23 protein-coding genes are annotated in these 24798 nt (G+C 66.3%); 11 read left to right on the forward strand and 12 right to left on the reverse strand.

From position 1 onward, the window contains the following. Positions 1-76 precede the first annotated feature (76 nt). From flgE to DKG74_RS18320, 3 genes are read left to right on the forward strand one after another with little or no spacing between them, the layout of a single operon-like run. Complete coding sequence (gene flgE, locus DKG74_RS18310; RefSeq protein ID WP_165837751.1) at positions 77-1315, forward strand: flagellar hook protein FlgE; 1239 nt, start codon at positions 77-79, stop codon at positions 1313-1315. A 33-nt stretch (positions 1316-1348) separates the two neighbouring features. Beyond that, positions 1349-2707 carry a flagellar hook-associated protein FlgK gene (gene flgK / locus DKG74_RS18315; protein WP_109907630.1) on the forward strand — a complete coding sequence of 453 codons (1359 nt, stop codon included), beginning with the start codon at positions 1349-1351 and terminating at the stop codon, positions 2705-2707. Between the two features lie 6 nt (positions 2708-2713). Next, positions 2714-3700, forward strand: coding sequence for a flagellin N-terminal helical domain-containing protein (locus tag DKG74_RS18320; RefSeq protein ID WP_109907631.1), 987 nt, complete (start codon positions 2714-2716; stop codon positions 3698-3700). Positions 3701-3712: 12 nt separating this feature from the next. Here DKG74_RS18320 and DKG74_RS18325 read toward each other — a convergent pair whose 3' ends face one another. Continuing rightward, complete coding sequence (locus DKG74_RS18325; protein ID WP_133251621.1) at positions 3713-4123, reverse strand: hypothetical protein; 411 nt, start codon at positions 4121-4123, stop codon at positions 3713-3715. Positions 4124-4454: 331 nt separating this feature from the next. Here DKG74_RS18325 and DKG74_RS18330 point away from each other — a divergent pair, with 331 nt between their 5' ends. After that, positions 4455-5354: a flagellin N-terminal helical domain-containing protein gene (locus tag DKG74_RS18330; protein ID WP_109907633.1), complete on the forward strand. Its 900-nt coding sequence runs from the start codon at positions 4455-4457 to the stop codon at positions 5352-5354. A gap of 32 nt (positions 5355-5386) precedes the next feature. Beyond that, positions 5387-5722, forward strand: a complete 336-nt coding sequence (locus DKG74_RS18335; RefSeq protein WP_109907634.1) for a hypothetical protein — start codon at positions 5387-5389, stop codon at positions 5720-5722. Between the two features lie 43 nt (positions 5723-5765). Here the strand turns inward: DKG74_RS18335 and DKG74_RS18340 are convergent, their stop codons facing one another. Together DKG74_RS18340 and DKG74_RS18345 are read right to left on the reverse strand one after the other, a co-directional pair. Beyond that, the gene (locus DKG74_RS18340; protein WP_243404163.1) at positions 5766-7778 is read right to left on the reverse strand and encodes a diguanylate cyclase domain-containing protein; all 2013 of its coding nucleotides are present in this window, start codon (positions 7776-7778) and stop codon (positions 5766-5768) included. A gap of 310 nt (positions 7779-8088) precedes the next feature. After that, positions 8089-8967 carry a LysR substrate-binding domain-containing protein gene (locus tag DKG74_RS18345; protein ID WP_109907636.1) on the reverse strand — a complete coding sequence of 293 codons (879 nt, stop codon included), beginning with the start codon at positions 8965-8967 and terminating at the stop codon, positions 8089-8091. A gap of 101 nt (positions 8968-9068) precedes the next feature. Between DKG74_RS18345 and DKG74_RS18350 the strand changes: the two genes are divergently transcribed. Continuing rightward, on the forward strand, positions 9069-9989 hold the full coding sequence (locus DKG74_RS18350; RefSeq protein ID WP_207779411.1) for a DMT family transporter: 921 nt from the start codon (positions 9069-9071) through the stop codon (positions 9987-9989). Here the strand turns inward: DKG74_RS18350 and DKG74_RS18355 are convergent. Next, entirely contained in the window at positions 9958-10329 is a 372-nt protein-coding gene (locus DKG74_RS18355; protein ID WP_109907638.1) for a hypothetical protein, read from the reverse strand. The genes DKG74_RS18350 and DKG74_RS18355 overlap by 32 nt on opposite strands. Before the next feature lie 112 nt (positions 10330-10441). Here DKG74_RS18355 and DKG74_RS18360 point away from each other — a divergent pair, with 112 nt between their 5' ends. The 4 genes from DKG74_RS18360 to DKG74_RS18375 all read left to right on the forward strand — a co-directional run bounded on the left by DKG74_RS18360 (position 10442) and on the right by DKG74_RS18375 (position 15067). Then, the gene (locus DKG74_RS18360) at positions 10442-12286 is read left to right on the forward strand and encodes an ABCB family ABC transporter ATP-binding protein/permease (protein ID WP_109907639.1); all 1845 of its coding nucleotides are present in this window, start codon (positions 10442-10444) and stop codon (positions 12284-12286) included. A 26-nt stretch (positions 12287-12312) separates the two neighbouring features. Then, positions 12313-13005, forward strand: a complete 693-nt coding sequence (locus DKG74_RS18365; protein ID WP_207779415.1) for a phosphatidylserine decarboxylase — start codon at positions 12313-12315, stop codon at positions 13003-13005. 25 nt (positions 13006-13030) lie between these two features. Further along, positions 13031-13882 carry a CDP-diacylglycerol--serine O-phosphatidyltransferase gene (pssA, locus tag DKG74_RS18370; protein ID WP_109907641.1) on the forward strand — a complete coding sequence of 284 codons (852 nt, stop codon included), beginning with the start codon at positions 13031-13033 and terminating at the stop codon, positions 13880-13882. A 153-nt stretch (positions 13883-14035) separates the two neighbouring features. After that, positions 14036-15067 carry an aromatic ring-hydroxylating dioxygenase subunit alpha gene (locus tag DKG74_RS18375; RefSeq protein ID WP_109907642.1) on the forward strand — a complete coding sequence of 344 codons (1032 nt, stop codon included), beginning with the start codon at positions 14036-14038 and terminating at the stop codon, positions 15065-15067. 37 nt (positions 15068-15104) lie between these two features. On the opposite strand, the gene DKG74_RS18380 is transcribed toward DKG74_RS18375, so the two are convergent. Genes DKG74_RS18380 through DKG74_RS18390 form a run of 3 tightly spaced genes read right to left on the reverse strand, consistent with a single transcriptional unit; the run spans position 15105 to position 19908 of the window. Next, complete coding sequence (locus DKG74_RS18380; RefSeq protein WP_109907643.1) at positions 15105-18260, reverse strand: efflux RND transporter permease subunit; 3156 nt, start codon at positions 18258-18260, stop codon at positions 15105-15107. After that, positions 18257-19345 (reverse strand): efflux RND transporter periplasmic adaptor subunit, encoded by a 1089-nt coding sequence (locus DKG74_RS18385; protein ID WP_109907644.1) that lies wholly within the window; start codon positions 19343-19345, stop codon positions 18257-18259. Before DKG74_RS18385 ends, DKG74_RS18380 begins: the two co-directional genes overlap by 4 nt. A gap of 14 nt (positions 19346-19359) precedes the next feature. Beyond that, positions 19360-19908, reverse strand: a complete 549-nt coding sequence (locus DKG74_RS18390) for a PadR family transcriptional regulator (protein WP_109907645.1) — start codon at positions 19906-19908, stop codon at positions 19360-19362. A 353-nt stretch (positions 19909-20261) separates the two neighbouring features. Between DKG74_RS18390 and DKG74_RS22450 the strand changes: the two genes are divergently transcribed. After that, positions 20262-21017: a cold shock domain-containing protein gene (locus DKG74_RS22450; protein ID WP_279340896.1), complete on the forward strand. Its 756-nt coding sequence runs from the start codon at positions 20262-20264 to the stop codon at positions 21015-21017. Between the two features lie 143 nt (positions 21018-21160). Here DKG74_RS22450 and DKG74_RS18400 read toward each other — a convergent pair whose 3' ends face one another. The 5 genes from DKG74_RS18400 to DKG74_RS18420 form a co-directional block, all read right to left on the reverse strand. Further along, the gene (locus DKG74_RS18400; RefSeq protein WP_109907646.1) at positions 21161-21676 is read right to left on the reverse strand and encodes a CarD family transcriptional regulator; all 516 of its coding nucleotides are present in this window, start codon (positions 21674-21676) and stop codon (positions 21161-21163) included. Between the two features lie 431 nt (positions 21677-22107). Further along, entirely contained in the window at positions 22108-22446 is a 339-nt protein-coding gene (gene fdxA, locus DKG74_RS18405) for a ferredoxin FdxA (protein WP_109907647.1), read from the reverse strand. Between the two features lie 6 nt (positions 22447-22452). Then, a complete protein-coding gene (locus DKG74_RS18410; RefSeq protein ID WP_165837753.1) occupies positions 22453-22926 on the reverse strand; it encodes a tellurite resistance TerB family protein in 474 nt (157 codons plus the stop codon). A gap of 67 nt (positions 22927-22993) precedes the next feature. Further along, the gene (locus DKG74_RS18415) at positions 22994-23464 is read right to left on the reverse strand and encodes a DUF2269 family protein (protein WP_109907649.1); all 471 of its coding nucleotides are present in this window, start codon (positions 23462-23464) and stop codon (positions 22994-22996) included. Then, the gene (locus tag DKG74_RS18420; protein ID WP_109907650.1) at positions 23461-24747 is read right to left on the reverse strand and encodes an SDR family oxidoreductase; all 1287 of its coding nucleotides are present in this window, start codon (positions 24745-24747) and stop codon (positions 23461-23463) included. The genes DKG74_RS18415 and DKG74_RS18420 overlap by 4 nt, the downstream gene beginning before the upstream one ends. Positions 24748-24798: the final 51 nt, after the last annotated feature.

Raw genomic sequence — 24798 nt, forward strand, 5'->3', positions numbered from 1 at the left:
TGCTGGCCCGCTCCTTGCAGCGGGGCTGGCATGGGCACCCGCCCGCGGGGGCCGGACAGAAAAGAGGGAAAACCACATGTCCTTTGTCGGCTATTTCAGCACGGCCCTTTCGGGACTCAACGCGCAATCGCAGGCCCTGAGCGCGATTTCGACCAACATCGCCAATTCGACCACCACCGGTTACAAGCGGGTGGACACGAATTTCGACGCGCTGGTGAACGAGGCCAGCGCAACCAGCTATCAGTCGGGCGGGGTCAAGGCCACGCCCTTCTATGCCAATAATGTCCCGGGCTCGACCGAGGCGACCTCGATCTCCAGCAATCTGGCGATTTCGGGCAATGGTTTCTTCGTCGTCTCAAAGCCGACCAGCGTGACCGCCTCGGGCACCAGTTTCGAGGACCGCGACTATTATACCCGCGCGGGCGACTTTCAGCTGGATGCCGCAGGCTATCTGACCAATGGCACCGGCTATTACGCGCAAGGCTACAAGGTCGACGAGACCACGGGTCTTGCCACCGGCGCGATCAGCGAAATCAAGGTGCCCGGCTCAACCCTGGCGCCGGAGGCGACCGGGGCGATCACCTATCGCGCCGACCTGCCCGCCGATGTCGCCGTGGGCGATACCGTGAACAATTCGGTCGATGTCTATGATTCCCTCGGCTCCAGCCATTCGGTCGATCTGACCTGGACCAAGACCGCGGACAACGCCTGGTCCGTCGCCATGGGCGCGGAAGACGATACCTCGGGCGGTGGCGCAACCTTCGCCGTTACCTTCGACAGCACCGGTCTGCTCGCCTCGGCGACGCCGACGCCGCTTTCGACCAGCTTCACCTTCCCGGGCGCGGCGCCGCAGACGATCAGTCTCGACCTCGGTACCGTGGGCTCGACCGACGCGGTCACGCAGTATTCGGGCACGACCGTCGACCTTGGCGACATCAGCGCCGACGGCTCGGCCAAGGGCAGCTTCAGCGATCTGTCGATCGACAGCCAGGGTTACGTCACCCTGAACTACGACAACGGTCGCAGCATCGTCGGCTTCCAGATGGCGCTGGCCAGCTTCAACGCGCCGCAGAACCTGCAATCGGTCGACGGCCAGGCTTTCCTCGGCACCACGACCGCGGGCACGCCGCTGGTCGGTCATGCCGGCGAAAACGGCCTCGGCACCCTGAACGGTTCGTCGGTCGAATCGTCCAACGTCGACATCGGCAAGGAATTCACCGACCTGATCACCACCCAGCGCGCCTATTCCGCCAATGCCAAGGTGCTGACCACGGTCGACGAGATGTTGCAGGAAATCCTGAACGTCAAGCGCTGAGCCTGACGAAGCGCCCGCGCGAGGAAACATGCCATGAGCCTGACCGGAGCCATGAATATCGCCCTGACCGGCCTGAACGCGCAGCAGCGCGCGCTTCAGGTCCTCAGCGGCAATGTTTCCAACGCGACCGACGAGACCTATACCCGCAAGTCGCTGAACACCGAGACGGGCGCGGGCGGCGTGACCACGGCGGATGTCACGCGGGCGACCGACAATGCGCTCGCCCGCGATCTGCTGGCCTATACGTCGCTGGCCGGGCAGGCCGGGGCGCAGTCGACCTATATGTCGAAACTCTCGACCCTGTTCGGCGTCAGCACGTCGGACGCCGGCCTCGCCACCGCGGTCGAGGACTTGAACGCGGCCTTCGCCGTGCTGCAGGCGACGCCCGACAGCAGCACCGCGCAGGCCGAGGTGATCGCCAAGGCCGATGCCCTCGCCGGGAAGATCAACGATCTCTCGGCCGGGCTCGAGACCATCGACCGCGAAATCCAGCAGGACACGGCGACCAAGGTTCAGGAGGCCAACGGCTACCTCGAGCGGATCGACACGCTGAACAAGCAGATCAAGACCGTGGCGGCCTCCGGCGGCGACAAGACGACGCTGGAAGACCAGCGCGACGCCGCCGTGCGCGCCCTCGCCGGACTGGTCGATGTGAAGACCATCGCCCGGGGCGACGGCAGCCTCGCGGTCTATACCGCAGGCGGCGAAAGCCTGGTCGATCAGGACGCGACGACCCTCGCCTATGACGGCACCGACATCACCCGGGCGGGCGACACCCGCTCGCTGAACGGCTCGATCCGTTCGGGCGAAATCGCCGGCCTGCTGGCCCTGCGGGCAACCGGCACCAGCAGCACCGCCGGGACCGCGGTGATCGACGAATTGCAGGCCCAGGTCCAGGCCTTCGCCGCCAGCCTGACCAGCACCGGCACCGGGGATTTCGCCACGGCCTATGATGGCGCGACCACGGCGACGGGCGAACTCGCCTCCGGCTTCTTCGTGATGACGGGGTCCAGCATCGCGGTGAACCCCGCGCTGCTCGACGGCACGGCCAGCCTGAAGCAGGCGGCCATCGCTCCGGCGGCGGCGGCTCTCGTCTCCGGCAGTCACACCTTGTCGGCCGGTGGCCTGACGGTGACGGGCGAAGACTACGCGGGACTGGCCCGGTCGATCATCTCGTCGCTGTCGGCCGATGTCGGCGCCGTCACCAACAAGGCCGATCTCGCCAGCGCGACCAAATCCGAGGCCGCGACCCGTTTCCAGTCGTCGGTCGGTGTCAACATGGACGAGGAGCTGGCCAATCTGCAGGTGCTGCAGAATGCCTATGCCGCCTCGGCCAAGGTCATGCAAACGGTGAACCAGCTCTACGAGAGCCTGTTCGCGATCATAAGGTAAACCGCCATGCTGTCCGTCACGACCTATGCCAGCCAGCTGCAGACCCTGAACAACATCAAGCGCAGCCAGAGCGCGTTCAGCGACCTGTCCAACCAGGTCGCGACCGGGGTGAAATCGAACGACCTGTCGGATTACGGCGGCACCGACGCCGGCCGCATCGTCAACAGCCGGCAGCAGGTGACCCGGCTCGAGGCCTACAACAAGGCGATCGACATCGTCACGCCCGAGCTGAAGGCCTATAATCTGCAGCTCTCGCGCATGGACAAGCTCGCTTCCACGGTGTCGGAGGCGCTGCAGGGCCAGGGTACCTACGATGCCGAGGACGAAAGCCAGATCGGCTCGACCATCGACGCCGCCCTGTCCGAACTGACCTCGCTGCTGAACGAGCGGCTGGGCGGGCGCTATCTCTGGTCGGGGGGCAATTACGATACGGCGCCGGTCTCCGATCTCAGCCAGCTGCCGGATCTCGCCGCCGCCGATCCGTTCGCGGAAACGGCCTCCCCGGATCTGCCCGACTATTACACCGCCGCCCCCGGCAGCGATGCGACCGCCTGGCGCGAGGCCAGTTTCTCGCCCGAGCCGGGCAAGACCGTCACTTACGGTCAGGTCGCTTCCGATCCCGCGATCCAGCGTCTCGTCTATGGTCTGCAAATGGCCAAGAGCGCCTTCGCCGCCGCCTCGGCCGCGCCCGACGACACGGCCGCGCAAACGGCGTGGCGCAGCTTCCGCGATCAGGCGGTGACCGAACTCAGCGCCGCCCGCACGGGGCTGCAGGGCCTGACGACCGATGTCGCCATCGACCTGACCGCCGTCACCGACAGCGGCAAGGCCAATGACGCCATGATCAACATCTTCAAGGACGAGGAAGGCGGCATCGTCGATATCGACACCGCCGAGGCCGGCGTGAAGCTGACCCAGATTCAGAACCAGTTGCAGGCGACCTATTCGATCGTCGCGTCGCTGGCGGATACGTCGCTGGTGAAATTCCTCTGACGCCGGGGGCGGTCAGGCCTGTACTTCGACCCGGGGGGCGGCTTCGTCGTCCCCGCCCGCGCTGGCGGCGCGCCCGCCCGTCGGGATCGCGCCCTGACCGGTGGAGGGGCGCGATTTCGCCGGGGCGGCCTCGCGCGCGCCGCCGTCGACCTGATGGCGGCGATATTCCTCGACGACATGCTCGCTCGGATACTGGTTGCGCACCTCGCCGGTATCCCGGTCGCGCAGCTGCAGGATCGTCATGCCGATCGAATTGTCGTAAGTGATGCGCGGACTGAAATAGGCCGGACCGGTTTCCCGCACCGCCTGTGCGGTCTCGACGGCGACGCCGCTGCTCGATGCCTGCGCGGACGCGATGCCGCCGGCCGAAACCTGCGGCTGATAGGGCGACGTGGCCAATGCGCTGCTGTCGAACACCATCATGGTTGAACCGGTCGGGCGTTTCGGAACGGGTGGCTCATGCCACTGCTCTGGGGACGGGTTGCGCCCGATAGACCTATCCCTGACGCTAATAGTCCCGAAATGGTGACAACGAGTCAAGGGCGAAGGCGATATTGCCGGGTTCGCGCTGAATCTTCTGCCCCGGTCGGCAGATTCTGCCTCCCGCCTGTTTCCGCGGGAAAACCGCTTCTTCCAGGAAATTATAATGAAATCATATAGTTACGTGATTTCCCCGAGTTGGCACGAGGCTTGAAGTCCTTCTGCCCGAGCCCCGCCGCAGAAAGGCGCGGACATCGACCAGAAAGGACAAGGCATGAGCGACATCCATCTGACGTCCACATCGAGGGCCAATCTGCTCTCGCTGCAGGACACCACCAATCTCGCCAACCGCACCCAGGGCCGTCTTTCGACGGGCCTCAAAGTCTCGAGCGCGCTCGACGACGCCGTGGCCTATTTCCAGTCCAAGAACCTGACGGACCGCACCGCGGATCTGACGGAGCGCAAGGACGGCATCGACCAGGGCATTTCGTCGCTGAAGTCGGCGCTGAACGCGACCCAGGCGGCGGAAACCATCCTGAAGCAGATCAAGGGTGTCGCCATCTCGGCCAAGACGGCTGACGTCGAAACCAAGGCCGATCTGACCAGCCAGTTTTCCGACCTGCTGAACCAGCTGAATTCGCTGCTGGGCGATGCCTCCTATCAGGGCACCAACCTGGTCAATTCGACCACCCAGAACCTCACGGTCCGCTTCTCGGAAGTCACCTCGTCGGAAGTCGTCGTCAATAGCCGCGATCTTCGCGCGGGCGCGCTGATCACCGCGGGTGGTGGCGGCAGCGCGGCGGGCTCCGTCATCCTCGCGGCCTTCCTGACCGGCGCGGGCACGGCGGGTGCGGCCAACGGCTTCTCGGACATCGCGGCGAGCGCGCTGATCAGCACGATCGACACGATCACGGACACGCTCGATACCGCGATTTCGACGGTGCGGGCGGCGACGGCCAGCCTCGGCTCCAACGTCACGCTGCTGCAGACCCGGCTCGACTTCACCAAGAACTACATCAACTCGCTGACCGAAGGTTCGGACAAGCTGACCCTCGCCGACCTGAACGAGGAAGGCGCCAATCTCGTCGCCCTGCAGACCCGCCAGCAGCTCGCCCTGAAGGCCCTGAGCTTCGCCGGCCAGAGCGAACAGAACGTCCTCCAGCTCTTCCAGTAAGACGCCGAAACCAGCGATAACGGAGATCAGCCATGACCGATACCAACACCGCTCTCTCGGCCCGCGAAGAGGCCGCCTATCCCTTCCTCGAATGCGCCGTGCTGCTCGACAATGCGCGCAAGGGCGAGCCCATCGTCCAGCTGGCGGACGCGCTCGACGTCAATGCGGCGCGCTGGCAGACCGTCGCCAACCGTGCCCTGGTGCGCAGCCGCCAGCTGCCGCCGACGACGTCGGAGTTCTTCAGCCGGGCCAGCCGCTTCATGGTCGAGGCGGCCCGGACCCTGCGCCAGCAGCCGGACGACAAGGTCATCGAAATGATGATCCACATGAACCTGAACATGTCGGAGACGATCCTGACCGCCCGTTGATCGCCGGCACCCGAGGCCGGAGGCTTGTCCTCCGGCCGGTGGGTTACATCATGACCACCCTGTTGGCGCCGCTGGATTTGGCCCTGTACATGGCCGCATCGGCGCGTTTGATGACGAGGGCGGGATCGGACTGCGCGGCGAGCGCGTCGGCGATCCCGATACTGGCGGAAATATTCACCTCGTGCCCGCCGATGTCGAACGGCAGGCACAGTGCCTCCCGAATTCGCTCACCGGTGTGCAGCAGCGAGGCGTCGTCGCCGGCCTGGGGCAACAACACCAGGAATTCGTCGCCACCGACCCGGGCCGCCGTATCCTCCGCCCGGATAGTGGACTGGATCCTGTCAGCCACCTGGCGCAGCAGATCGTCGCCGGCCTTGTGCCCGAGCGTGTCGTTGACGGCCTTGAACTTGTCGAGGTCGATGAAGAAGACGACGACCCGTGTCTTGTGGCGGTCGGCCTGTCCGATGGCCTGGTTGAGACGGTCGGTGAAGAGTGTCCGGTTGGGCAGTCCGGTCAGCGCATCGAAATTGGCTCGCTTCCAGATTTCCTGGTCCTGCCGCTTGCGCTCGCTGATATCCGACAGCAGGGCGACGTAGCGCAGCACCTGAGCGGCCTCGTCGTGGACGACATTGATCTTCAGCCATTCGATGAAGAGGCTGCCGTCCTTGCGCCGGTTGGTGATTTCGCCTTCCCAGTAGCCCTTGGCCTTCAGGCTTTCGTCCATCTGGGCGTAGAATTCCTGATCGTGCGCGCCCGAGCCCAGCAATTCGCCCGGCCCCTTGCCCAGCGCCTCGTCGGCGGAAAAGCCGGTGATGCGGGTGAAGGCCGGGTTCACGCTGATGATGCGCCGGCCCGCGTCGGTCACCATGATCCCTTCGCCCGCCGCCTCGAACACCGACTGGCTGGTGCGCATCGAATCCTCGAGCTGGACGAGGCGGGTCACGTCGGTGAAGGCGACGATGGCGCCGTGCGGTGTCACGCCGTCGACGCTGGGCAGGACGCGGGCATCGAAGGAAAGCCAGCGCCTGCGGCCCTGCGCCATGACGTAAAACAATCCCTGATGGCCTGCCCGGTCGAGGGCTTTCATCGAGGGGTAGTGCGAAATGGACACGGGCTTGCCGTCGATATCGTAGAGCCGCACGCGGCGCTCCTTCAGGCCTTCCTCGTCGACGCCGAGCAGGCCGAGCGCCGCTTCGTTCCAGAGCGTGATCTCACTCCGGTGATTGATCGTCATCATGCCGTCGGGCATGGCGTCGAACAGTACCTTATGCAGCGCATCCTGCTTGTGCAGGCGCTGGCGCAGCCCGACATCGCGCAGGATGATCACGGTGACGCTGGCCACCAGAAGCAGGGCGAGCGATGAGGTCATCACATTGTTGCGGAACTCGGTCGCGATCGCCGTCTCGGTCGGCGCGAGCAGCGCCTCTTCGTGGCCGGACGCCATCACGACGAGGGGGCTGTCGTCGACACGGCGCCAGGCCATGATCTGGAACTCGCCCGCGTCGTCTTCATCGCGGAATGTGCCATAAGGCAGGGCATCGGGCTTGAGGAACGGCGCGTCCGCGGCCGTGGGGTCGCCGACCCGACCCGGCGTCAGCGTGTCCACGAATATGTTGCCGTCGGGCAGATGGGACACCGAGACCCGCTCGCCGACACCGACAGCGCCGAGCCGCGACGTGAAATAGGAGGGCGGGACCGCGATCATTATCGTCCCCGCGAATTGCCGGTCGATTTCAAGCCGGCGCGAGAAGATTGCCATCCAGCGCTGGGTGTACTGGCCGACCAGAGGCGGCGAGACATAAAGACGGTCTTCGCCCGCGCTCGCGCGGTGAAACTGGAAATAGTCGCGGTGGGCGACATTGGTGGATGAGCGATCGTCGATGCTGCTGTAGGCGATCCGGCCGTCGCTGTCGGCGATCCAGACCGACAGGATTTCCCGCGACCCGAACAGGGACTGGATACGCTGCGCGGCCTCTGGAAAACCGTGTCGGTCGGTCAGATATTCCGAACGCAGTTCCTGCAGGACGAAATCGACCTCGCGGATGATCGCTTCCATCTGCAGGCCCGCGGACTGAGCGGTCAGGGCAACCGATTGCTCGGCCTCCATGCGGGTCTGGAGCCTGCGCCCTTCAAAGCCGTCCAGAAGGTAAAACCAATAGGTGCCAAGAATTGCAATCGTGCAACCGAAAGTTAATAAGATCAGAAGGCGAAATTTGCGAAATGACAACATCGAGCGTTAGACTTCCCTGTCCGCCAAGCCGTTTTAAGCCAGACCTGGGTCCGGTTGTCTCTCAAAGCCCCTAACGTTTCATTATTGGTCGGGGGCTTCGGCCAGAATAGTCCGGGAACAGTTGGTCGGACTCCGATCAAAAGGCGATTTGTTCTCGATTTGGTGCAAATTTTTCATCGCAAAATGTCAATATTGTCCTGCCCAGTGCCTGGGCGGCCTCGGGGGCGTCGGGCCGCAGGTCGAGGGCGAGCTCCGTGGAGGGGACCCGGGGCATTCCGTCCTCCGGGCCAAGGACGCGATGATCGGTGCCGGCGATGCGCGCTTCGAGCAGCGCGATCCCGAGGCCGCCGGCCACCGCCGCCTGCACACCTGAAAGATTGGGGCTTTCATAGGCAATGCGCCAAGGCCGCCCGATGGCGTCGAGTGCCCGGATCGCCCTGTCCCGGTAGAGGCAGCCGGGCATGAAGGCGACAAGGGGCAGCGGCGCGCCCCGCGCCGGCAGAGCGGCCGTCTTGCCGGCCAGCCAGACCAGCCTTTCGGGCCAGGCCCCGAGTGCCGGTCCCGAGTCCGGCTCGCGCTTGGCCAGCACCGCGTCGAACTGACCCCGCGCCAATCCCTCGCGCAGGCGGACGCTGAGGTCGCAGCGCACTTCGAGCCGCACGCTCGGCCGCGCCCGGGCGAAATCGGCGATCACCCCGGTCAGGCTGGTCACGGCGAAATCCTCCGGAATGCCCAGGCGGACCGTGGTCGCGGGCGCCTCACCCCCCAGGCTTTGCCGCGCCTCGTCCGCGATCTCGAGCAGCCGGCGGGCATAGCCGAGCAGGGTTTCCCCCGCTTCGGTCAGGTGGATGGTCCGGCGGTCGCGCCGCAGCAGCGGTTTGCCGATGTCCTCCTCCAGCCGGCGGATCTGCTGGCTGACCGTCGACTGGCTGCGGTTCACCCGCTCTCCGGCCCTCGTGAAGCCGCCGGCATCGACGACGCTGACGAAACTGCGCAACAGGTCGAGGTCGAACATGGCATCCGCTCTCATTTGATAATCGAATGGTAATTATAAAATCATCCCATTTCCAAATGGACAAGACGGAGGCTAGGGTTCCGCGGTCAAGGAGCGCCGCCGTGGTCCAACAATCCCTTCGTCATACCCTTCGAAAGTCCGGGCCTGCCGGCGAATTGCTGCTGCTCGGCCTGTTCTGCCTGATCTGGAGTTCTGCTTTCGCCCCAGCCAAGATCGCGCTGGTCGATTGCCCGCCGCTCTTGCTGCTGGCGACACGCTTTCTTGCGGCGGGGCTGTTGTGCCTCGCGCTGGGCCGATGGCGGGGCGAGGGGGCGTGGCCGGACGGACGGGCGCTGGCGACCCTGATCCTGCTCGGTCTCCTTAACAACGCCATCTATCTCGGCTTGTCGTGGAGCGGGATGCAGACCGTCTCGTCCGGCTTTACCGCGGTGCTGATCAGTGCCAATCCCCTGTTGACCGCCGCCATTGCCGGGCCGGTGCTGGGCGAGCGCATGACCCTCGCCAAGGCGGGCGGGCTTCTGCTCGGCCTCGTCGGCGTCACCCTCGTCGTGCGCTCGCGCCTCGGTGGCGGGATGGAGGCGGGGCCGGGAACGCTCCTCGTCGCGGGCGGCCTCATCTCGCTGGTCGCGGGGACCATCGCCTACAAGCGGCTGGCGCCCCAGGGGGTCGGTCCGTGGACCGGCAACGGCTTTCAGCTGCTCGCGGGGGGACTGGCCCTGATGCCGGTCGCCCTGACGGTCGAGGACGCGGGTTCGGTCCGGCTCACCCTGCCGCTCGTCCTGACCTATTTGTGGATGGTGCTCGGGGTTTCGGTCGGCGGCTATTTCCTGTGGTTCCGCATCCTCGCGCGGCGCAGCGCGACCGCGGCCAGCAGTCTGCATTTCCTGATGCCGCCGCTCGGTCTTGGCTTCGGTTGGCTGATCGCGGGGGAAAGCGTGCCGGCGGGCGACCTGATCGGCATTCTGCCGATCGCGGCGGGCATCGCCCTCGTCACGAGGCCGGGGCGGCGCGCTCTGCCCTGAAGCGGGCGGTGCTGCCGGTCGGCGGGCTGCGGCGCATCTGGCCGCCGGTCGACAGCAGGATGACGGTCAGCGCCTCGATCAGGCGCTTGCGGTCGACCGGGCCGGCCAGGGTGGTGCGGGAGCGGAAGTTGATGCGCGCGTCCGGGGTCAGGACATGACTGTCGGCGGCGGTGCTCTCCGCCGCGCTCAGGGTTCTGGCCCAGCGGCGGCGACCTTCCGCGTCTTCGGCGGAAAAGGGCAGGGGGCCGAGGTCGGCGCCGATTTCGAGGACACCGTTCTCAAGATGGCCGTCGTAGCGGACACCCGCCACGCGAAAGCCGAAGGTCGAGAGCGTGGACAAGGTCGGTCATCTCCTATAGAGCGGGTTCCCGTGTTTCCGGCTGGCCAAACCTTCCCGGCCGCCCCATATCCCAACTTCGGCCCTTTCCGCTTAACAGAGCCTTAAATCCATCATGAGCGAACCGAAGAGCGCCCCCCCGGCCGCCGCCCCGGGCGGCTGGCAGACGATCCGCCTGTTCCTGCCCTACCTCTGGCCGGCGGATCGGCGCGACCTGCGGCTCCGGGTGCTTTACGCCCTCGGCTTCCTCGTCCTCGCCAAGATCGCCAATGTCATCGTGCCCTATTTCTACAAGGCGGCGGTCGATGCCCTGTCGGTCAAGGCGACGGTGGTCACCGTCCCCATCCTGATGATCATCGCCTATGGCCTCGCGCGGGTCGGCTCCCAGGCCTTCGCGGAACTGCGCGACAGCGTGTTTTCAAAGGTCGCGCAATTCGCCGTGCGGCGTCTTGGCCTTACCACCTTCGAGCACCTGCACCGCCTGTCCATGCGCTTCCATCTCGACCGGCGCACGGGCGGCCTCAACCGGGTGATCGAGCGCGGCACCAAGGGCATTGAACTCGTCCTGCGTTTCGCCCTGTTCAACATCGGGCCGACCATCCTCGAGATCGCCTTCGTGCTGATCCTGCTGGCGACCGGCTTCGGCTGGCCCATGGTCAGCGTGATGGTGGCGACCATCGTCGCCTATATCCTGTTCACCTTCCTCGTCTCCGAGCGGCGCATCAAATACCGCCGCGAAATGAACAATCAGGACACGGACGCCAACACCAAGGCGGTCGACAGCCTGCTGAACTACGAGACGGTCAAATATTTCTCGAACGAGGCGCATGAGGCGCGTCGCTTCGACAAGGCCCTGATGGCCTACGAGAAGGCGGCGGTGAAGAGCCAGACCACCCTGTCGTTCCTCAACGCCGGCCAGTCGGCGATCATGGCGGCGGGGCTTGGCGGGGTCATGTATCTGGCGGGCGTCGGCGTCGCCGAGGGCACGATGACCGTGGGCGACTTCGTTCTGGTCAACACCTTCCTGATCCAGCTTTACATCCCGCTGAACATGCTCGGTTTCGTCTACCGCGAGATCAAGCAGGGCCTGATCGACATGGAGGCCATGTTCAAGGTTCTCGATGTTCCGGAAGAGGTACAGGACAAGCCGGACGCCCGGCCCCTGCAGGTGACGGGCGGCGAGGTTCGCTTCGAGGATGTCTCCTTCCGCTACGACCAGCGCCGGGGCATCCTGCGCGACGTCTCCTTCACGGCGGCGCCGGGCAGCACCATCGCCATCGTCGGCCCCTCGGGCGCCGGCAAATCGACCATCAGCCGCATCCTGTTCCGCTTCTACGACATCGAACAGGGCCGGGTGACCATCGACGGTCAGGACATCGACGCCGTCACCCAGGCATCGCTGCGTCAGGCCATCGGCATCGTTCCGCAGGACACGGTGCTGTTCAACGACACCATCCGCTACAACATCCGCTACGGCCGGCCCGGGGCGACCGATGCCGAGGTGGAGCAGGCGGCGAAACTGGCCCGCATCCACGATTTCATCGTTTCGCTGCCCGACGGCTACGACAGCATGGTGGGCGAGCGCGGCCTGAAACTGTCGGGCGGGGAGAAGCAGCGGGTGGCCATCGCCCGCACGATCCTGAAGAATCCGCCCATCCTTCTCCTCGACGAGGCGACCTCCGCCCTCGACACCCAGACCGAGAAGGAAATCCAGACCAGCCTGAAGGAGATTTCCCGCGGGCGGACGGCTATTGTCATCGCGCATCGGCTGTCTACAGTCGTCGATTGCGACGAGATTCTGGTCCTCGACAAGGGCCGCATCGTCGAGCGGGGCACGCATGACGTCCTGCTGGCGAAGGGCGGCCAATATGCCGGCATGTGGCAGCGCCAGCTCGAGGCGGTGGAAGCCGAGGCGAAACTCGCCGAGGTCCGCGCCGAAGGCCTGGCGGTCAGCCTCTGACGGCAGGGAGAAGTAACGTGGATATTCTGGCTTCCATTCGTTCCGTGCTGCACCCCCTGCATCGGGAAGGCGTGAAATTCGTCGCGCTCTTCGCCATCGCGACGCTGATCCTGTTCCTGATCTGGCGGCCGCTGGGCTGGCTCGGCGTCGTGCTCACCGTCTGGTGCGCCTATTTCTTCCGCGATCCGCCGCGGGCGACGCCGTCGCGCGACGGTCTGGTGATCTCCCCGGCCGACGGCAAGGTCGTCGATACCTCGCTCGCGGTGCCGCCGGCCGAACTCGGCCTCGGCGAGGCGCCGCGCCCGCGCATCTCGATCTTCATGTCGGTGTTCGACGTGCATGTGAACCGGATGCCGGTCACCGCCACCATCGACCGTATCTCCTACCGGCCGGGCAAGTTCCTGAATGCCGCCGACGACAAGGCGAGCGACGACAACGAGCGCAATTCCCTGCGCCTCGTTCTCGACGATGGCCGCGACCTCGGTGTCGTCCAGATCGCCGGCCTCGTTGCCCGCCGCATCGTCTGCGATGTCGGTCCGGGGCAGAAGCTGACCGCCGGCACCCGTTTCGGCATCATCCGCTTCGGCAGCCGGCTCGACGTCTATCTGCCGGAAGGTGTCGCGCCCCTCGTCGCGGTCGGCCAGCGCGCCATCGCGGGCGAGACGGTGCTCGCCGATTTCGCCTCGACCGAAGGCGCGCGGCTGGCCACGGTCGGCTGACGGGTGCGGGCATGAGGGGGCAGGCATGAGCGACTGGGAAGGCTGGAACACGAGGGTTCGCCTGCGGCGGCGCAAGCCCAAGGCGCAACCGCCACGGCCGAGCCGGCTGCCGGCGCGCAGCCTGCTGCCCAACATGCTCACCACCTTCGCGCTGTGCTCCGGGCTGACCTCGATCCGCTTCGCGCTCGAGCAAAAGTTCGAGCTGGCGGTGGCCGCCATCCTGATCGCCGCCCTGTTCGACGGGATCGACGGCCGGGTCGCCCGCATGATCAAGGGCACCAGCCGTTTCGGCGCCGAACTCGATTCCCTGTCGGATTTCCTTTCGTTCGGCGTCGCGCCGGTGCTGGTGCTCTATCTCTGGACGCTGGGCGATATTTCGGGTTTCGGCTGGATCGCCGTGCTGTCCCATGCCGTGTGCTGCGCCCTGCGTCTCGCCCGTTTCAATGTCGCGATCGACGATCCGGACAAGCCGGCCTGGACCTCGGCCTTCTTTACCGGCGTGCCGTCGCCCGCCGGGGCGGCGCTGGTCCTTCTTCCGGTGATCGCCAGCTTCTCCCTGGGCGAAATGCCGTTCCACTCGCCCTATCTCGTGGGCGTGTCGACGGTCGTCGTCGCCTTCCTGATGGTCAGCCGCATTCCGACCTTCTCGTTCAAGAAGATCCGCGTGCACCGCGACTGGGTGCTGCCGACGCTCGTCTTCGTCGGCATCGGCACCGCGCTTGCCCTGTCCTACCCGTGGCAGGTGCTTGGCCTTGTCATTGTCGCCTATGCGGCCACCATCCCCTTCGGCCCCATCGCCTATCGGCGCGAGATGCAGAAGGCGGCCGAGAGGGCGGCCGAGGCCAAGGCCGAAGACGAGGGCACGCCCACCGTCTGACCCGGCGCCTGTCGCCGGGCATCATGCCCGAAAGGTATCGTGGGCCAAGCCAATAGGTATTGGACCCCGGGTGTCCCTCTGCCCCCATCCTGATCGTGACCGCCGCCGGCTACCCCCGGTGGTGGAACAAGAACGGGAAAGGGAGGAACCGTCATGTTCGTCAGGAACTGCTGGTACGTCGCCGGCTGGGACTACGAGTTGCCGCCGGGACAGATCCTGGCCAAGACCATCGCCGATCAGCCTCTGGCGCTCTATCGCAAGCAGGACGGCACGGCGGTCGCGGTCGAGGACCGCTGCTGTCACCGCCACGCCGCGCTGCATCTGGGCGAGATCGAGGGGGACTGCATCCGCTGCATGTATCACGGCCTGAAGTTCGACGCCTCGGGCCGCTGCGTCGAGGTGCCGGGCCAGTCCCGGGTGCCCGAACGCGCCGTCGTCCGCAGCTATCCGGTGGTGGAGCGGGACAACTGGCTCTGGGTCTGGATGGGCGAGCCGGCGCGGGCCGACGCCGATCTGATTCCCTTTTCAGTCGGACCCGGCGATCCCGACTGGGACATGCGTCCGAGTTCGATGCGCTTCGAGGCGGATTACCGGCTGGTGCTCGACAATCTGCTCGATTTCTCGCATCTGACCTTCGTGCACCGAAAGACCTTCGGCGGCGAGGATTTCGCCGCCAGCCTGCCGCGCATCTCAAGGATGGAGCGCGGCTTCAGGGTCGAGCGCTGGGTCCGCGACACGCCGGCCCTCGTCTTTACCCAGCATGTCATGACCGGGCGCTACGACATGCTGATCGACTATACGGTGCAACTGCCTTGCGTCTTCGTCATGCGCTTCCAGGTCTATGAGGCGGGCAAGGCGACGGAAGGTCCGTCGGACGGCAAGCTGCTGCTCGATACCTGGACCTGCCAGTCGGTGGTGCCGGCGTCGGCCGGCGAATGCACCTATTATTTCTCCTGGGGGGCGAGCAAGGCGACGGCGGGGCGCGAGGTCGGCGACCTGCTCTATGCCGGCATCCACAAGGCCTTCCTCGAGGACAAGGAAATGATCGAGGCGCAATACAGGAACATCCGGCGCGATCCCGACCGGCCGGTGATCAACATCGCCCATGATGCCGCGGTCAACCAGATGCGCATCCTGCTCGACCGCACCATCGCCGCGGAAAACGCCGGCCTCGCGGCAGAATAGGCGGGAGAACGGAAAGGGGGCAGGGGCCCCCCTTTCCTCAGGGCGTGACGGATGCTTCGGGCTTGCGGCCCAGCCGGCGCAGGCGCGGCCCCCAGGTCGCCCGCAGGCGGAGGGGCAGGGCCAGCAGGCAGGGCGTGACCACGAGGGTGAGCACCGTCGCGAAGGCCAGGCCGAAGGCGACGGCGGTCGCCAGCTGCACCCACCACTGGGCCGAGGGGGCGCCCACCGTCACTTCCCGCCCGATCACGTCGATGGTCAGGCCGAGCGCCATCGGCAGGATGCCGATGATCGTGGTGAAGGTGGTCAGCAGCACCGGCCGCATCCGCTGGGCGCCGGTGCGCAGGATGGCCTCGAAAGGCTCCATGCCATGGCCGCGCAACTCCTTGTAGGTGTCGATCAGCACGACATTATGCGCGACCACGACCCCGGCGAGGGAGATGACGCCGATGCCGGTCATCACCATCGAGAACAGCTGGCCGGTGATCAGCAGCCCGGCGAAGACGCCGATGGTCGACAGCGCGACCGCCGACAGGATCACGAAGGTCGAGTAGAAGCTGTTGAACTGGGTGATCAGGATGATCGCCATCAGGAACAGGCCGATGAAGAAGGCCTTGGCCAGGAAGGCACCGGCGGCGGCCGTTTCCTCGTCCTGACCGCGGAACTTGATGCTGACCGACGGATCGAAACGCTGGGTCGCCATCCAGGCCTTGATCTCGCGCACCTTCTCGTCGGGCAGCACGCCGGGGGCGACATTGGCCTGCAGGGTGATCACCCGCTTGGCGTCGACATGCATCAGCTTGCCCGTGGTCGGCTCCGCCGTGCGGGTGACGAAGCTCGACAGCGGCACCTGACCCAGCCGCGTTTCCAGCCGCAGCTGGTCGAAGGCGTCGAGATTGCGCAGGGTCTCGGGGAAGCGGACACGGATGTCAATTTCCTCGTCCGCGTCGTCCGGCCGGTATTCGCCGATCTTGATGCCGTTGGTGACGAGCTGGACCGCGTTGCCGACCGAGGTGATGTCGGCGCCGAAGCGGCCGGCCTGGGCGCGGTCGACCCGCATCACCCAGTCGATGCCGGGCAGGGGGCGGCTGTCCTCGAGGTCGATCAGCCCGGGCATCGCCTCCAGCTGTCGGCGGATGCGGTCGGCGGTTTCGGGCAGGGCATCGGGGATGGCGGCGGCCAGTTCGATCTGGATCGCCTTGCCGACGGGCGGGCCGACATCGGGCAGGCGGGTCTCGACCGCGATGCCGGCGATGCGGCCCGCCTTCTCGCGAATCTCGCCGAGGATGTCGGCCGCCTTGCGCCTTGTCTGCCAGGGCGTGAACTCGACGGTCATGTTGCCGATGGTGTCGGGGGCCGCGTCGGTGCCGGCGGGGGGCGAGCCCACCGTCGTGTTGGCGATGTCGATGCCGTCGACGCGCAGGACCGCGCTTTCGACCTCGCGCATCAGGGCGTCGCGCTCGTGGATCGACAGATTGCCCCGCGCGTGGACGAGCACGATGGCCCGCTCCGGCTCGACATCGGGGAAGAACTGCACGCCCTTGCCCTCGGACGCATAGATCCACTGCAAGCCGATGAGGAGGCCGATGCAGCCGAGCAGGATCTTGCCCGGGTGGCGCAGCGCCTTTTCGAGGGTGCGCGAATACCAGCCGGTAAAGCCGGGCAGGGTACGCACGTCGCCGCGCTCGGTCACCGCGATGAAATGCTCGGTCTTGGCGTCGGTCGCGCCCGGCTTCCCGAAAATGGCGCCCAGGACGGGAATGAACATCAGCGCGATCAGGATCGAGCCCATCAGGGTGACGATCAGGGTCAGCGGGATGTACGACATGAACTTCCCGGTGATGCCCGGCCAGAACAGCAGCGGCACGAAGACGATCGCCGTCGTCGTCGTCGTCGTGATCACCGGCCAGGCCATGCGCTTCGCGGCGAGGGCATAGGCCTCGGCCCGGGGCACGCCCTCGGTCATCTTGCGGTCGGCGTATTCGACGACGATCACGCCGCCATCGACCACCATGCCGACAACGAGGATCATGGAGAACATGACGAGCATGTTCAGCGTGACGCCCATCGCCGCGAGCAGCACGAGGCCGAGCAGGAACGAGCCCGGAATGGTCAGCGAGACGAGACCGGCCGAGCGGACGCCCAGCGAGCCGACGACGACGACCATGACGAGGAAGACCGCGATCAGCACCGAGTTCTGCAGATCGAGCAGCATGTTGTCGATTTCCTTCGACGCATCCTGCGCATAGTCGATCTGCACGTTGGGCGGCAATTCCGCCCGCGCGTAGTCGACGATGGCCTTCACCTTGGCCACGGTCTCGATGATGTTGCGGCCGGCGCGCTTCTTCACCTCGAGGGTGAGGGACGGCTTGCCGTTCACCCGGGCGAAGGTTTCGGGATCCTTGAAGGTGCGGCGGATCTCGGTGATGTCGCGCAGGGTGACGACGCCGTCGCCCGAGACCTTGATGGGCAGGGACAAGACGTCTTCCGCGGTCTCGAACAGGCCGGGGACCTTGATCGAGAAACGGCCGGCGCCGGTATCGAGCGCGCCCGCCGCGACCAGCCGGTTGTTCATGCTGACGATCTGGATCAGCTCCGACTGGCTGATGCGATAGGATTCCAGCTTCAGCGGATCGACCACGATTTCCAGCAACTCGTCGCGCTTGCCGGTGATATCGGCGGAAAGGACTTCGGGCAGGGCCTCGAAGGCGTCTTCCAGCTTGCGGGCGATGGTCAGCAGGGTGCGTTCCGGCACATCGCCCGAGAGGGAGACGAGCAGGATCGGAAACAGCGAGATGCTGACCTGGGTGACGATCGGCTCCTCGGTATCGGCGGGGAGCTTGGGCTTGGCCTGATCGACCTTCTCGCGCACGTCGGCGAGGGCCTTGTCGCCGTTGAAGCCGGCGTCGAATTCAAGGAGGACATAGGCATAGCCTTCGCCCGCCTCGGAACTCATCTCCTTGATGCCCTCGATGGAGCGGAGTTCCTTTTCCATGGGCTTCAGCAGCAGCCGCTCGCCGTCTTCCGGCGAGATGCCTTCATGGATCATGTTGACGTAGATATAGGGAATCTCGGCGTCGGGCTGGGCCTCGCGCGGGATGGTCAGATAAGTCGACAGGCCGGCGATGGCCAGCAGGACGAGGAAGCTGAGGATCGTGCGCGGGTAGCGCAGGCACCAGTCGATCAGCGCGTTCACGAGTTGCTGCCTCCGTCCCTGGAGACTTCGACCTTCTGGCCGGGCAGCACGAAATCCTGGCCGACCACGATCACGTCGGCCGTCGCCGGCAGGCCGGTGACATAGACGCCGGCATCGTCGCTGCCGACGATGCCGACGGGCAGGAAGTGGACCTTGGCCTCGGCGTCGACGATCTTGAGGCCGATGGTGCCGTCACCGTCGAGGCTGAGGATCGCCGGGGACAGGTGATGGGCGGCGACCGGGGTGGTCGGCACCCGCGCCTCGGTGGTCACGCCGGCTTTCAGCGCGCCGTCGGCATTGGCGACCTCGATCTCGACCCGGAAGGTTCGCGTGTCGGGATCGGCCTTGGTGGCGACGAAGCGGACCTTGCCCGTCACTTCCTGACCGGTGATCAGCCGCGCCCTGGCGTCGGCGCCGATGCGGATGCCGGCGATTTCCCGCTCGGCGACCTGGCCGACGATCAGCATGGGATCGGCGTCGACGATGGTGGCGCAGGCCTGATCGCCGCCGGGGGACAGCACGTCGCCGATCTCGGACGGCATGTCCTCGATGATCCCGTCGAAGGGCGCCTTGATCTCGGTGTCGCTCAATTCCTGGGTCATGCGGGTCAGCTTGGCCCGGGCCGCATCGAGAATGGCGCGGGCTTCGGCGAGGCGGTTGGTGGTGCCATAGCCCGCGCCCTTCAGCTGGGCGGCGGCGTTATATTCCATCTCGCGCTGGCGCAGCTCGGCCTCGGCCTCGGTCAGGGCGGCCTGGCGATCGCGCAGGGACAGACGGCAGAGCACGTCGCCCGCCTTCACCTCGGCGCCGCGGCGGACCAGGATTTCGCTGACCGCGCCCGCGGTCTCCGCCTTGACGTCGACGCTGCGCACCGCTTCCGTCCGGCCGCGCACCGTGATCGAGCCGGTATATTCGGCGGCGCTCGTGCTGCGGACACGGACATGGGGCAGGGCGGCCGGCTTGGCGTCCGCGCGGTCGGCGGGCGGGGGCGGCGGCGCGGCCTCCTCGCCCGAGAGCGCGCCCGAGGCGATCCAGACCGTCATGGCGGCGGCCATGGCCGTGGCGATGACATAGGACTTACGCATTGACTTTCCCCCCGTCAGCCCTGTCCGCCTGGCGCAGGCGCCACGGCGGCAAGACCGATCATATGACGATGACGTTCCATGAATTCCATGCCCGCCTGCAGCCGGGCGCGGCCGAGGCCGATGGCGAATTTGAGGTTGGGCATCTGGCTGCCCGGATCCTGGTCGGCGACGTCGAGCCGGCGCAGGGCGTCCCGGGTTTCCGCCAGATGCTGGTCGATATAGGACTGGGCCGTCGCCTCGGGCAGCAGATGGGCGAAGATCATCGCCATCGAGAATTCCGAGCGCACCCGGTCGGGCTGGATGCCGGCGACGAGACTGGCGACGAACCGCGCATGACCGGCCGGCGTCAGGGCATAGACCTTCTTGTCCGGCCGGCCGTGCTGTTCCTCTTCGCGCGCGATCACGAGACCCTCCTCGGCAAGGCGGGTCAGGGCCGGATAGATCGAGCCGAAGGAGGCGTCGAAGACGCCGTTGAAGGTACCGTCCTCGAACAGCTTCTTGATTTCATAACCGCTGGCCTCGCCGAAGGTCAGCAGGCCGAGACAGACCGTCTTGATGTCCATGCCGCGTCCGGTTGCAGGGGCTGGGTCGATTTCACGAATTTATATCGGAACGATATATGCTCGCCCGATATATGCCGGCGATGGCCTGGCAGCGTCAATCGAAGTTGTTGCAATGTGCAGGGAGCTATGCGCAGATTCTCCAACTCGCATTCTGTAATTGCATGGCTCTCAAGCCGCCCGGGGATCAGATTTTTTTGCGATGACGCACGGCTTCGTGCGCCCAAGCCCCAAATTTAATTTGAATGTGGGGCAAACGCCGCATATCGTTCGAGTGCTTCCTAAAGCGCGGGTCGGCAGGGCTCGGTGGTGCCGGCAACCAATCTGCGCGTCGCGGGTAGCGTCCGACAAAGCATTTGCGTCGCCGTGGTCGAGCGGCGCGTCTCTCAAGGTCTCATCCAGTGCCGAACAACGTCAAAGCGCGTGTCAAGTGGTTCAACAGCATGAAGGGCTTCGGTTTCGTTGCCCCGATCGACGGTTCCCCTGACGCCTTTCTTCATGTCTCCGTCCTCAGCTCCGCGGGCTATGGCGATCTCCCGGATGGGGCAGAACTCACCGTTGACATCGGCGAAGGTCCCCGCGGGCCGCAGGTTCAGCGCCTGATCGATGTCGTCGGCGTCGAGCCCGGCTCGGCTCCCCCGCATCGCGCGCCCTTCGGCGACCGTGGTGGCTTCGGCGACCGTGACCGTGGTGGCTTTGGCGGTCGGGATCGTGGCGGCTTCGGCGGCGACCGTGGCGGCTTCGGCGGCGGCGATCGCGGCGGCTTCGGCGGCCGTGAGCGCGGTGGCTTCGGCGGCGGCGACCGTGGCGGCTTCGGCGGCGGCGGTGATCGCGGCGGCTTCGGCGGTGGCGGCGATCGTGGCGGCTTCAATCAGGCCCCCATCGCGGCTCCGGCTTCGGATGCGGACACCATCAGCGGCACCGTGAAGTGGTTCAAGCCGGAATCCGGCTTCGGCTTCATCGTCGCCGATGACGGCGGCAAGGACGTCTTCATTCACAAGAGCGTGCTGCGCCGTTGCGGTCTCGTCGACCTGCAGGCCCAGCAGCGCGTGAAGATGACGGTGCAGACCGCCCAGAAGGGCCGGGAAGCGACCTGGATCGCCACGATCTGATTTTCTCCGGCCGCGAGGTCGGAACAGGGGGCCGGCGGTTTCGCACCGCCGGCCCTTTTTGTTTGTGCTGCGTGTCGGCCCCAAAAGAAAACGGCGGCGGCATCGCTGCCACCGCCGTTCGGAAAGAGGGAAGGCGCGGGCGCTCAGGCGGCGCGCAGAACCTTTTCCAGCCGCTCGACCGCGGCGGTCTCGTCGATCTTCTCGACCGCGGCGACTTCGCGGGCCAGACGGTCGAGGGCCGCCTCATAGATCTGGCGTTCGCTATAGGACTGTTCCGGCTGGCCGGCGTTGCGGTGCAGGTCGCGGACCACCTCGGCGATGGAAACCGGGTCGCCCGAATTGATCTTGGCTTCGTATTCCTGAGCGCGGCGCGACCACATGGTGCGCTTCACCCGGGCGCGGCCCTTCAGCACGGTCAGGGCTTCCTTCATCGTGTCCGGGCTGGACAGACGGCGCATCCCGACCGACTGCGCCTTGCCGAAGGGCACGCGCAGGGTCATCTTGTCCTTGTCGAAGACGATGACGAAGAGTTCCAGCGTCATGCCGGAAATGATCTGGCTTTCGAGGTCAACGATCTTGCCGACGCCATGCGCCGGATAGACGATGTGATCGCCCACGGCGTAATCAACCTGCGTCTTCTTCTTCGTCACGACAGCCATGTTCTCGTCCTATCTCTGACGGTTAGACAGTTAGTCTTCGTCCGGCCGGGACCGACGGGTCACCGGGCCGCTGCAAATCCATTGGTATTCCATGCCAGTCGCGCCGCATCCCGCGGGCAGCCACATCGTCCTGGGCGCAAAAGAAACCGTCCGACCCGCCCCACGGGGTCGCGCGGTTATCGTTGCATCTGGATGAGCGGCACGCCCAAGGGGGTCAGCCGACCGGACGAGCTTTATAACATGCTGCGAAGCGAAAATGAAGGGACAGTCACATTGCCCCTTGACACCGCAGCCCAAAAATTTCAGCCGCAGTGCCTTGAAACCGCCTTAAGTGCTTGATCGCAAAGCTCGAATCAAAGCGGCTTTGATTTTTTGTCACATGGCCATGCAGCGGCGCCATGGCCCTTGGCCGGCGCCGCCCCGGGGCCTGCTCAATCCTGCTTGGCGGGATTGGGCGAGAAGAATTTGTCCAGCTTGTCGGCCACGCCCTTCATGGCGTCGGCCTCGGGCAGGGCGTCGATCTTGCGGGTGATATTGGGCCACTGGCTGGCGTATTCGCGGTTCAACTCGGCCCATTTCTCGATGCCGTCCTCGGTATCGGGGAAAATGGCCTCGGCCGGGCATTCGGGCTCGCAGACGCCGCAGTCGATGCATTCGTCCGGATTGATGACGAGCATGTTCTCGCCTTCATAGAAGCAATCGACCGGGCAGACTTCCACGCAGTCCGTATACTTGCACTTGATGCACTGTTCGCCGACCACATAGGTCATCTTCCGTCACTCCGTCCTGTCGCCAGACCCGCCATCGAGGCCGAGCCTGCGCCTAACCCTTTTTCGTGCCGCGCCGCTGTCCGCGTCCTCGACATAGATCAATCCCGCGATGCGACGCATCAAATTCGCTTCGAGGTCGTGCTCCTTGCCGTCGGCATAGACCACTTCCCACAGCCATTCCATCAGCTGCAGCCGCTCCGCCTCGTTCATCCGGTCCTTGACGGTGCGGGTGTAACGCAGCAATTGCGCCGATTCCGCCTGACGCTTGCCGGCCGCCTCGATCAGGCGGCGGGCGGCCTCGTCGTCGAGCCCGAAATGACGGACGAGAATGGCCTGCACCCTGTCCTTTTCGGCCTGATCGACACGGTCGTCCATCGACGCCGCTTCAAGAAACAGCACCGCAACGGCGAAGGCGAGGTCGGATCCGGGCGCCGCGGGCGCCTCGTCCCCCCGCAGGAAGGAGAGCAGACGATCAAGCACGGCGATTGCCTAACACGCGGCAGGACCGACAACAACCCTATGCGGATTGCGGATTTGCCGCAGGGGGTCAGCCGGGGCGGATCACCATCAGCGCGAAGATCCCGATGACGGCGCCAAAGCCCGGCCAGCCGAGCAGGAACCACCAGCGGAACAGCCGATGCCAGGCCGGGGACAGCGGGGCGCCAGCCTGCGCCGATGCCGCCGCCAGATCGCGCAGCCGGCGCTGGATGACGACGACCGGCAGCCAGGCGGCCCCGGCGACGGCATAGAGCGCGAGACTGGCGAGAAGCCAGGTCTCGCCGAGGCTGTAACCCGCGAGGTGAACGAGGGCGAGGCCGCTGATCGGCTGGACGATGACGGCGGGCGTGGTGAACCACCAGTCCGCCCGGACGACCTGGTCCGCCACCCGGGCGACGACCTCGGGACGGCCGTCCCGCGTGGCCATCAGCATCTGGAACGCCGTGCCGATCCCGGTGCCGAACAGAATGGTGGACGACAGGATGTGGAGCAGTTTGACCAGCGTATAGGCGTCGGTCATCGCGTGGGCTCCAGCCGGGCAAGGGTGAGGGCGGCGGCCACCACCGCGACATTCTTCAGGAGGGGGCCGAAGGGATCGAGCCAGAGAGCGGGCAAGGCAACGCCGAGCGCGGCGGTATAGCCCGCGACGACGCCGAGCTGCAGCAGGGCGAGCAGACCGGGCCGCCAGCGGCACAGCACGCCGACGCCGATCAGCAGGTCGAGCAGGGAAAAGCCATATCCGGCAGCGAGACCGGCCCCCTCGCCAAGGCCGAGGGCATGGGCGAAGGTCACGACTGTCGTCGGCGACTGCAACAATCCGACCAGGCCGGAGCCGAGCCAGACCAGCGCGAGGGCGAGGCGCAGCAAGGGGCGCAGGAAGTAGCTGCGGGCCTGCCATCGCGCCTCGGGCGGCACCGGTGTTTCCGCCAGCGAGGCCCGAAACCCGCGCGGCATCCGGCCGATGGCGGCGGCATAGGGCGCGGCATCGCCATCGTTGCCGGCCAGCAGCTGGTCGAGGGCGGTCGAACTGAGCGGCCCGCCGAACAGATCGCCCATCCGGCAGGCAAGGCGAACCAGCGGCAGGGGCAAGGGCAGCACGGGCGCGGGCGGCGCCCCCAGCCAGCAGCGCAGGGCGGCGAGGATATCGCGCAAGCTGACCCGTTCCGGCCCCATCGGCTCCAGCACCTGGCGGCTGACCGCCGCCGGGCCAAGCAGGCGCACGATATCCTCGGCCAGGTCTTCGGCGTGGATCGGGTTGAAGGCGGCTTCCCCGTCGCCTGGCACGGGCGTGAGCCCCGGCAGAAGCGCCATCGCCCGCATCAAGGCCGTGCCGCCATAACCGCCGGCACCATGGACGAGGGAGGGTTTGAGGATCACCCAGTCGAGCGGGGACGCCGCGAGCGCATCGTCCCCGGCGCATTTGCTGCGGGCATAGGCGGTGGCCGTGCCGGGCCGGGCGCTGATCGCCGAAACATGGATGACGCGGCGGACGCCCGCCGCCGCGCAGGCGGCGAAAAGCGCGGCCGGGCCACGGTGGTGGATGGCGTCGATATCCTGTCCCGGGCGCTGCTGCAGGATGCCGGCGCAATTGACCACGGCCTCGATCCCGGCGAGGCGGGGCTGCCAGTCCTCGGCCTTGGTATCGCGGGACAGGTCGGCCCGAAGCGCGGTCAGGCGCGGGTCTAGGGCGGGGCCCTGCGGCGGATGGCGCAGGGCCAGGGTGACATGATGGCCATGGCGCAGCAGGCAGGCCACCACATGGCCGCCGATGAAACCATTGCCGCCCAGCACCATCACCCGCATGAGACGATTCCTCCCGCCTGTCGCCGATGGTGGCCCTGGGCCGGGCGCGCG

The organism is Zavarzinia aquatilis, from assembly GCF_003173035.1.
Classification (GTDB): Bacteria; Pseudomonadota; Alphaproteobacteria; order Zavarziniales; family Zavarziniaceae; genus Zavarzinia; species Zavarzinia aquatilis.